Source organism: Micromonospora solifontis, assembly GCF_003725545.1.
Taxonomy (GTDB): Bacteria; Actinomycetota; Actinomycetes; order Mycobacteriales; family Micromonosporaceae; genus Micromonospora; species Micromonospora solifontis.
On sequence record NZ_RJLN01000142.1, the window covers coordinates 1 to 8,465 of the forward strand.

2 protein-coding genes are annotated in these 8,465 nt (G+C 75.6%); both read right to left on the bottom strand.

Annotation, left to right across the window (positions count from 1 at the left end; genetic code table 11):
- Positions 1 to 7,044: type I polyketide synthase (locus EFE23_RS29195; protein WP_123243660.1), on the bottom strand; the 7,044-nt coding region annotated here is incomplete at its 3' end.
- Positions 7,045 to 7,090: 46 nt separating this feature from the next.
- On the bottom strand, positions 7,091 to 8,465 hold a 1,375-nt coding region (locus tag EFE23_RS26765; RefSeq protein ID WP_123243661.1), incomplete at its 5' end, for a type I polyketide synthase.

The window sequence follows — 8,465 nt, forward strand, 5'->3', positions numbered from 1 at the left end:
GGTGAAGCAGAACGCCAGCTTCCCGCTGTCGCCGCTGGCGATGGTGGTGCTGAGGTGCGGGTGCGGCTCGCCGTTGGCCAGTGCGGTCAGCGCGGCGACGAAGTCGGCGCGGTCGGCGGCGGTGACCACCGCCCGGTGCGCGAACCGGGTACGCCGGGCCAGGGCGTCCGCGACCGCGGCCGGCGGGACGTCCTCGTGGTCGGCTAGCCAGCCGAGCAGGTGTGCCGCGCGTTCGCGCAACGCGCGGTCGGTCTTCGCCGACAGCGCCCACGCCGCCCACCCGTCCCACGGGTCGGCCGGCGCGGCGACCGGCTCCGTCGCGGGTGCTTCTTCGAGGATCACGTGGGCGTTGGTGCCGCTGATGCCGAAGGAGGAGACGCCGGCGCGGCGGGGGTGCCCGTTGGGCGTCCATTCGATGGGCTGGTCGAGGAGGCGGACGTTGCCGCTGTCCCAGTCGACGTGGGGGGTGGGGGCGTCGATGTGCAGGGTGCGGGGCAGCAGGCCGTGGCGGAGGGCGAGGACGATCTTGATGATGCCGGCGGCGCCGGCGGCGGCCTGGGTGTGGCCGATGTTCGACTTGATCGACCCGAGCCAGAGTGGCTGGTCGTCCCGCCGCTGCTGCCCGTACGTGGCGAGCAGCGCCTGGGCTTCGATGGGGTCGCCGAGGGTGGTGCCGGTGCCGTGCGCCTCGACCGCGTCGACGTCGGCCGGGGTCAACCCGGCGCTGGCCAGGGCCTGCCGGATCACCCGCTCCTGGGAGGGGCCGTGGGGTGCGGTCAGCCCGTTGCTGGCGCCGTCCTGGTTCACCGCCGAACCCCGGATCACGGCGAGGACCTGATGCCCCCGTTCCCGGGCGACCGACAGCCGCTCCAGCACCAGCAGGCCGACGCCCTCGGCGAAGCCGAACCCGTCCGCCGCCGCCGCGAACGGCTTGCACCGGCCGTCGGCGGCCAGCCCTCGCTGCCGGGCGAACTCGATGAACCCGGTCGGGCTCGCCATCACGGTCACCCCGCCCGCGAGCGCCAGCTCGCACTCCCCGCCCCGCAGCGACTGGGCGGCCAAGTGCAGCGCGACCAGCGACGACGAGCAGGCCGTGTCCACGGTGACCGCCGGCCCCTCCAGACCCAGCGCGTACGCCACCCGGCCGGAGGCGACGCTCGTGGTGCTCCCGGTGAGCAGGTAACCCTCGGCGTCCGCCGCGGCACCGGGCCGGCTCACGTACTCCTGGTGGGTGAGGCCGGTGAACACGCCGGTGGCGGTGCCGCGCAGCGTGGTCGGGTCGATGCCGGCCCGCTCGATGCTCTCCCAGGCGGCCTCCAGCAGCAGCCGCTGCTGCGGGTCCATCGCCGTCGCCTCCTTGGGGGCGATCCCGAAGAAGGCCGGGTCGAACTCGGCGGCGTCCCGGACGAACCCGCCGGCCCGGGCGTACGTGGTGCCCGGGGTGTCCGGGTCGGGGTCGTACAGGGCGGCCAGGTCCCAGCCCCGGTCGGTGGGGAACTCGCCGACCGCGTCGACGCCGGCGGCCAGCAACCGCCACAGCTCCTCGGGCGAGCCGGCCCCGCCCGGATAGCGGCAGGCCATGCCGATGATCGCGATCGGTTCCGCCGTGCCGGTCGCGGCGGCCGTGACGGCCGGGCCGGTGGCGGGCAGGTCGAGCAGCATGCCGCGCAGCAGCGTGGCCACCGCCCGGACGGTCGGGTGGTCGAAGACCAGCGTGGCGGGCAGCCGCAGCCCGGTGGCGGTACGCAGCCGGTTGCGTAGCTGCACCGCGGTCATCGAGTCGAAGCCCAGGCTCTTGAAGTCCTGCCCCACGTCGAGGCCGGCGGGGTCGACGTGCCCGAGCACCGCGCCGACGTGCGCCCGGACCAGGTCGACCAGGAGGGAAAGCTGGTCGTCCGGCGCACGCCCGGCGAGCTGCCCGGCGAGCGGGGACGCCGAGGCCGGGGCGGTCGCCGCGGCCTGGCGGAGCCCGGCCGGGGCGAGCGCGCGCAGCACGGCCGGCAGGTCCCCGCCCCGGGCCCGGGCGCGGACCGCCGCCCGGTCCAGGCCGGCCGGCACCAGCGCCGGACGATCGGTGGCCAGCGCGGTGTCCAGCAGCCGTACCGCCTCCTCGACGGGCAGCGCGGCCAGCCCGGCCCGGGCCAGCAACCGCCGGTCGGCGTCGGACATGGCCCCGCTCATGCCCGTCTCGACGTCCCAGTAGCCCCAGGCCAGCGCCGTGGCCGGGCGGCCCTGCGCGCGCCGGTGGGCGGCGAGGGCGTCGAGGAAGGCGTTCGCGGCCGCGTAGTTGGCCACCCCGCTGGTGTTCAGGCTGCCGGCGATCGAGGAGTAGAGCACCAGGTGCGCGTCGGTGAGCCGGTGCAGCTGCCAGGCGGCGTCGACCTTCGGCGCCAGCACGTGGTGCAGCTGGTCGTCGGTGAGCCGGTCCACCGGGCCGCCGTCGGTCACCCCGGCCGCGTGCACGACCGCGGTGAGCGGGTACGCCGGGTCGACGCGGGCCAGCAGGTCCCGGACCGCGGCGGGGTCACCCAGGTCGGCGGCGACCACGGTCGCCGTGGCCCCGAGCTCACCCAGTTCCCGCACGACCGCCTCGGCGTCCGGGTGTTCCGGGCCACGCCGGCCAGCCAGCAGCAGGTGCCGCACGCCGTGCCGGGCGGCCAGGTGCCGGGCGGTCAGCCGGCCGAGCGCGCCAGTGCCGCCGGTGATCAGCACGGTGCCGTCGGGGCGGAACGGCGGGGCGGCGGCCGGTTCGGCGGTGGCGGGGGTCAGCCGGGGCGCGTGCAGCCCGCCCGCCCGCAACGCGAGCTGCGGCTCGCCCCGGACCGCGGCGGTGCCGACGGCGACCGCGAGCGCCGCGAGGCTGTCCGGGTGCCGGTCGGTGTCGACCACCACGATCCGGTCGGGGTGTTCGGTCTGGGCCGAGCGCAGCAGTCCCCAGCAGGCGGCCCCGGCCAGGTCGGTGACCGGATCGCCGGCCCCGGTGCCGACCGCGCCGCGACTGACCACCACCAGGCGGCTGTCCGCCAACTCCTCGCGGGCCAGCCAGGCCCGCACCGTGCCCAGCAGCGCGCTGGTCCGCCGGTGCACGGCCGCCGGCACGTCCTCGTCGTCGTCGGTGGGCAGCGGCAGCACCAGCACCGCCGTCCCGGACGGCACCGCCGCGAGGTCGCCGACCACGGGTACGTCGGGCAGTCCGACCGCCGCCGCGTCGTCGCCGAGCAGCACCCAGGACGCGGTCGACTCGGCCTGCGCCGGCGCGACGGGCGTCCAGTCCAGCTGGAACAGCCGGTCCGGCCGGGCGGCTCCGGCGGCGAGCCGCGCGCCGCTGGTCGGCCGGGACAGCACCCCTGCCGCGCTGAGCACGGGCTCCCCGGCCGGGTCGTACGCGGTCAGCGCGAGCCGCTCCGGTGACCGGCGGGTGAGGCGTACCCGGAGAACGGTCGCGCCGGTGGCGTGCAGGCGGACCTGCTCCCACGCGAACGCCTGGCGGACGGTGTCCGCGTCGTCGTCCAGGACGGCCAGCAGCGCCGGGTGCAACGCCGCGTCCAGCAGCGCGGGGTGCACCGCGTAGCCGGTGCCGTCCACCTGCTCGGGCAGCGCGATCTCGGCGTGCAGGTCGTCGCCGGAGCGCCAGGCCGCGCGCAGTCCCTGGAACGCCGGCCCGAACCGGTAGCCCGCCTCGGCCAGCCGCGGGTACGCCCCGGCCAGGTCGACCGGCTCGGCGCCGGTGGGCGGCCAGGCCCCGAGCGGCTCCGGCGCGGGTTCGTCCTCCCCGGCGAGCAGGCCGGTGGCGTGGGTGGTCCACGGCGCGTCCGGGTCGTCGGCCGGTCGGGTGTGGACGGCGAGCGTACGCCGTCCCGGCTGGTCGCTGCCGGTGACGGTGACCTGGAGGTCGGCACCGCCGTCGGCGACCGGCACCGGCGCCTCCAGGGTCAGCTCCTCCAGCAGCGGGTACCCGGCGACGGCGCCGGCGTGCAGGGCGGCCTCGACCAGCGCGGTGGCCGGCAGCAGCCCGACGCCGGCGATGGTGTGGTCGGCGAGCCAGGGGTGCGACCGACGGGAGAGGTGCCCGGTGAAGAGGTGTTCGCCGCCGGTGGCGGTGGTGAGGGTGGCGGGCAGCAGCGGGTGGCTGGTGGCCCGCAGCCCGAGCCGCCCGGGGTGGGCGGCCGGCGCGACGGTCGACCAGAACCGCTGGTGCTGGAAGGGATAGGTCGGCGGAGTGACGTCCGTCCGGGCCTGGGGGAGGAGGTGGGTCCAGGTGATGGGCTGGGTGGTGCGGGTGTGCAGGAGTGCGGTGTTGGTGAGCAGGGTGTGCCAGGGGTCGGTGTCGCGGCGCAGGGTGTGGATGGCGGTGATGTCGTCGTCGATGGTGGGGGCGAGCAGCGGGTGGGGGCTGATCTCGATGAGGGTGTGGTGTCCGTCGGTGATGAGCTGCTGGAGGGTTGGGTGGAAGTGGACCGGTTGCCGGAGGTTGTCCCACCAGTAGCCGGTGGTGAGCTCATCACCGGGGAGCACTCCCTGGCGGGTGCTGCTGTAGAAGGTGGTGTCGCTGGTCCGGGGAGTCGTTTCCACGCCGGTCAGTTCCGCGTGCAGCGGGTCGATGTGGGGGCAGTGGCTGGCGTAGCTGACCGGGATGATCCTGGCCTGGTGGCCCTGTTCGGTGAGGGCCTGATGTGCCGCCTCGATGGCGGTGGTGCTGCCGGAGAGAACGCAGGCTGTGGGGGCGTTGTGGGCGGCGAGGTGCAGCTCGGGCGCGTGCTGCGGGAGCAGGTCGGCCAGCAGGGTGGTGAGTTCGCTCGGCGTCGGCCCGGTGACGGCCAGCATCGCGCCGGTGCCCTCGATGGTGGTGAGGGCGCGGCCGCGGTGGGCGATGAGCCGGCTGGCGTCCTCGAGGGTCAGCGCGCCGGCGGCGTGAGCGGCGGTGATCTCGCCCTGGGAGTGGCCGATGACGGCGTCGGGCTCGATGCCGTGGTGCCGCCACAGCGCGGTCAGGGCCGTCGTCGCCGCGAACAACGCCGGTTGGACGACGTCCACCCGGTCCAGGCTGGCCGCCTCCGGCCGTTCCAGGATGACGTCGCGCAGGGACCATCCGGTGTGTGGACGCAGCGCGGTGTCGACGCGGTCGATGTGGTGACGGAAGACGGGTGAGGTGCGGTAGAGCTGGTGGGCCATGGCGGGCCATTGGCTGCCCTGGCCGGGGTAGATGAAGCCGACCTTCCCGCCGTCCTGGGCCTCACCGACGGTCAGGTTGTCGTGCTCGGTGCCGTCGGCCAGGGCGGTGAGCGCCTCGGACAGTTCGTCGACGGTGCGGCCGAGGACCACGGCGCGGTGGGGGAACAGGGTGCGGTGGGTCAGGGCGTGCGCCACCCCCGCGAGGTCGAGGTCCTCGGCGCCGGCTACCCAGTCGCGTAGCCGGCGGGCGTGCTCCCGCAGCGCGGTCTCGGTCTTCGCCGACAGCAGCCACGGCACCCACCCGCCGCCGGGCAGATCCGCCGGCTCGCTGCCGTCGGCCGGGGCGGACGTCGGCCCGGTCTGCTCGTCCCCGCTGCCGGCCGGTCCATCGCCGGCGGTCGCGGCGCCGTCCGCCGCCATCTCGTCGGCCGGCGACCCGGCGGGCGAAGCGCCCGCCGGCACCGCGCCGTCCGTACCCGCCTCCCCGGCCGGCGGCTCCTCGATGATCAGGTGGGCGTTGGTGCCGCTCACCCCGAACGACGACACCCCGGCCCGGCGCGGGTGGCCGTTGGGCCGCCAGTCGACGGCCTCGTCCAACAGCCGGACGGCGCCCGCGGTCCAGTCCACATGCGGGCTGGGCGCGTCGATGTGCAGCGAGCGCGGCAGCAGGTCGTGCCGCATCGCGAGGACCATCTTCATCACCCCGGCGACCCCGGCGGCGGCCTGGGTGTGCCCGATGTTCGACTTCACCGACCCCAGCCAGAGCGGCTGCCCGTCCCGCCGCTGCTGCCCGTACGTGGCCAGCAGCGCCTGCGCCTCGATCGGGTCGCCCAGGGTGGTGCCGGTGCCGTGCGCCTCGACGACGTCCACGTCGGCGGGGGTCAACCGGGCGTTGGCCAGGGCCTGCCGGATCACCCGCTCCTGGGACGGACCGTTGGGCGCGGTCAGCCCGTTACTGGCGCCGTCCTGGTTCACCGCCGAGCCCCGGATCACGGCGAGGATGCGGTGCCCGCGTTGCTGGGCGACCGACAGCCGTTCCAGCAGGAGCAGGCCGACGCCCTCGCCCCAGCCGGTGCCGTCGGCGGCGGCGGCGAACGGCTTGCACCGGCCGTCCGGTGCCAGGCCCCGCTGCCGGCTGAACTCGATGAACGGGCGCGGCAGGGCGAGGATCGTGGCCCCACCGGCCAGCGCCAGGTCACACTCGCCACCCCGGATCGCCTGCACGGCCAGGTGCATCGCCACCAGCGACGACGAGCACGCCGTGTCCACGGTGACCGCCGGGCCCTCCAACCCCAGCACGTACGCGATCCGCCCGGAGGCCACGCTGCCCGAGTTGCCGGTGACCAGGTACCCCTCCAGGTCCGGGTCCGGCTCGCTCATCCGGGCCAGGTAGTCCTGCGAGATCACCCCGGCGAACACCCCGGTGGCGGTGCCCCGCAGGCTGGCCGGGTCGAGGCCGGCCCGCTCGACCGCCTCCCAGGCGGTCTCCAGCAGCAGCCGCTGCTGTGGGTCCATCGCCGTCGCCTCGCGTGGGCTGATGCCGAAGAAGGCGGCGTCGAAGCCGGGGGCGTCGGTGAGGAACCCACCGTCGCGGGCGTACGTGGTGCCGGGCGAGTCCGGGTCGGGGTCGTAGAGGGACTCCAGCTCCCACCCCCGATCGGTGGGGAACGGGCCGATCGCGTCGCCGCCCCCGGCGACGAGGTCCCACAGCTGCTCCGGGGTGTCGATCCCGCCCGGGTACCGGCAGGCCATCCCCACGATCGCCACCGGTTCGTGGGCCCGGTCCTCCACCTCGCGTAGCCGCTGCCGGGTCGACCGCAGGTCGGCGGTGGCCCGCTTCAGATAGCTGCGGAGCTTGTCTTCGTCGTTCATCGTGCGTCCCCCTGGTCGGAGCCGGCAGAAACGATCATCAATCTGGTCACGACGGGGAACCGCCGAGTTCCTTGTCCAGCGCGCTGAACAGCTCCTCGTCGCTCGCCGACTCCAGGTCGACGAGGTCCTCGAGGTCCGCGCCGGCCGGCCGCAGGCCGTCCAGCCGGCGCAGCAGGTCGCGCAGCCGGTCCTCCGCCCGGCGTCGCTCCGCGTCGTCCAGCGCGGCCACCGCCAGCGCCGCCTCCACCCGATCCAGTTCGGCGAGTACGGATGTCGGTGGCGCCTGCTCGGCCGGCGCGAGCTGCCCGGCCAGGTACTCCGCCACCGCCACCGGCGTCGGGTGGTCGAAGACCAGGGTGGCCGGCAGCTGCAGGCCGGTTGCGGTCCGCAGCCGGTTGCGCAGCTCCACCGAGGTCAGCGAGTCGAACCCGAGATCCTTGAACGGTGACCCCGCGGGCACCGAGGCGGGCGAGCCCTGACCCAGCACCACCGCCACGTGCCCGCGGACCAGGTCCAGCAGCAGCCGGGGCCGCTCGCCCGCGGGCAGCGCCGCGAGCTGCTCGGCGAGCGACCGCCCGCCGGCCACCTCCTCCCCGGCGGCACGCCGGGTGGGGCTGCCCACCAGGGCGCTGAGGATCGCGGGTACGCGTGGCTGGCTGCGCAGCGTGGGCAGGTGGAGCTTGACCGGGACGAGATTCGGATGGGTGTGGGTGAGCGCCGCGTCGAGCAGGGCCAGCCCTTCCTCGGTCGCCAGCCCCAGGCTGCCCGCACGGGCCATCCGGGCCCGGTCCACCTCGGTCAGGTGGCCGGTCATGCCGGTCTGCTGCGTCCAGTAGCCCCACGCCGTGCTGGTCGCCGGCAGGCCGAGGCCCCGGCGGTGCTGGGCGAGCGCGTCGAGGAACGCGTTCGCCGCCGCGTAGTTGCCCTGACCCGGCGTGTCGATGGTCCCCGAGCTGGACGAGAAGACGACGAAGTGGGTGAGGTGCCGGTTCCTGGTGGCCTCGTGCAGATGCCAGGCGGCGTCCACCTTCGGGTTCAACGTGGCGTGCAGATCCGCTGCGGTGAGGTTGGTCAGGGTGGTGTCCCGGAGCGCCCCCGCGGTGTGGATGACGCCGGTGACCGGGTGACCGGTCCGGTCGATGTGGTCGATCACCGCGGTGAGCTGGTCCCGGTCCGTGCTGTCGCAGCTGGTGATGGCGACGCTGGCGCCGAGGCCGGTCAGTTCGTGGACCAGGCGGGCGGCCCCCGGGTGGTGCGGGCCCTGGCGGCTGAGCAGGTGCAGGTGGTGGACGCCGTGCCGGGTGACGAGGTGGGCGGCCACGTGCCGGGCCAGGGTCCCGGTGCCGCCGGTGACGAGGGTGGTGCCGGGAGCGGTGACGGCGGAGGTGGCTCCGCCGGATGCGACGGCGAGCGGTGGGGGG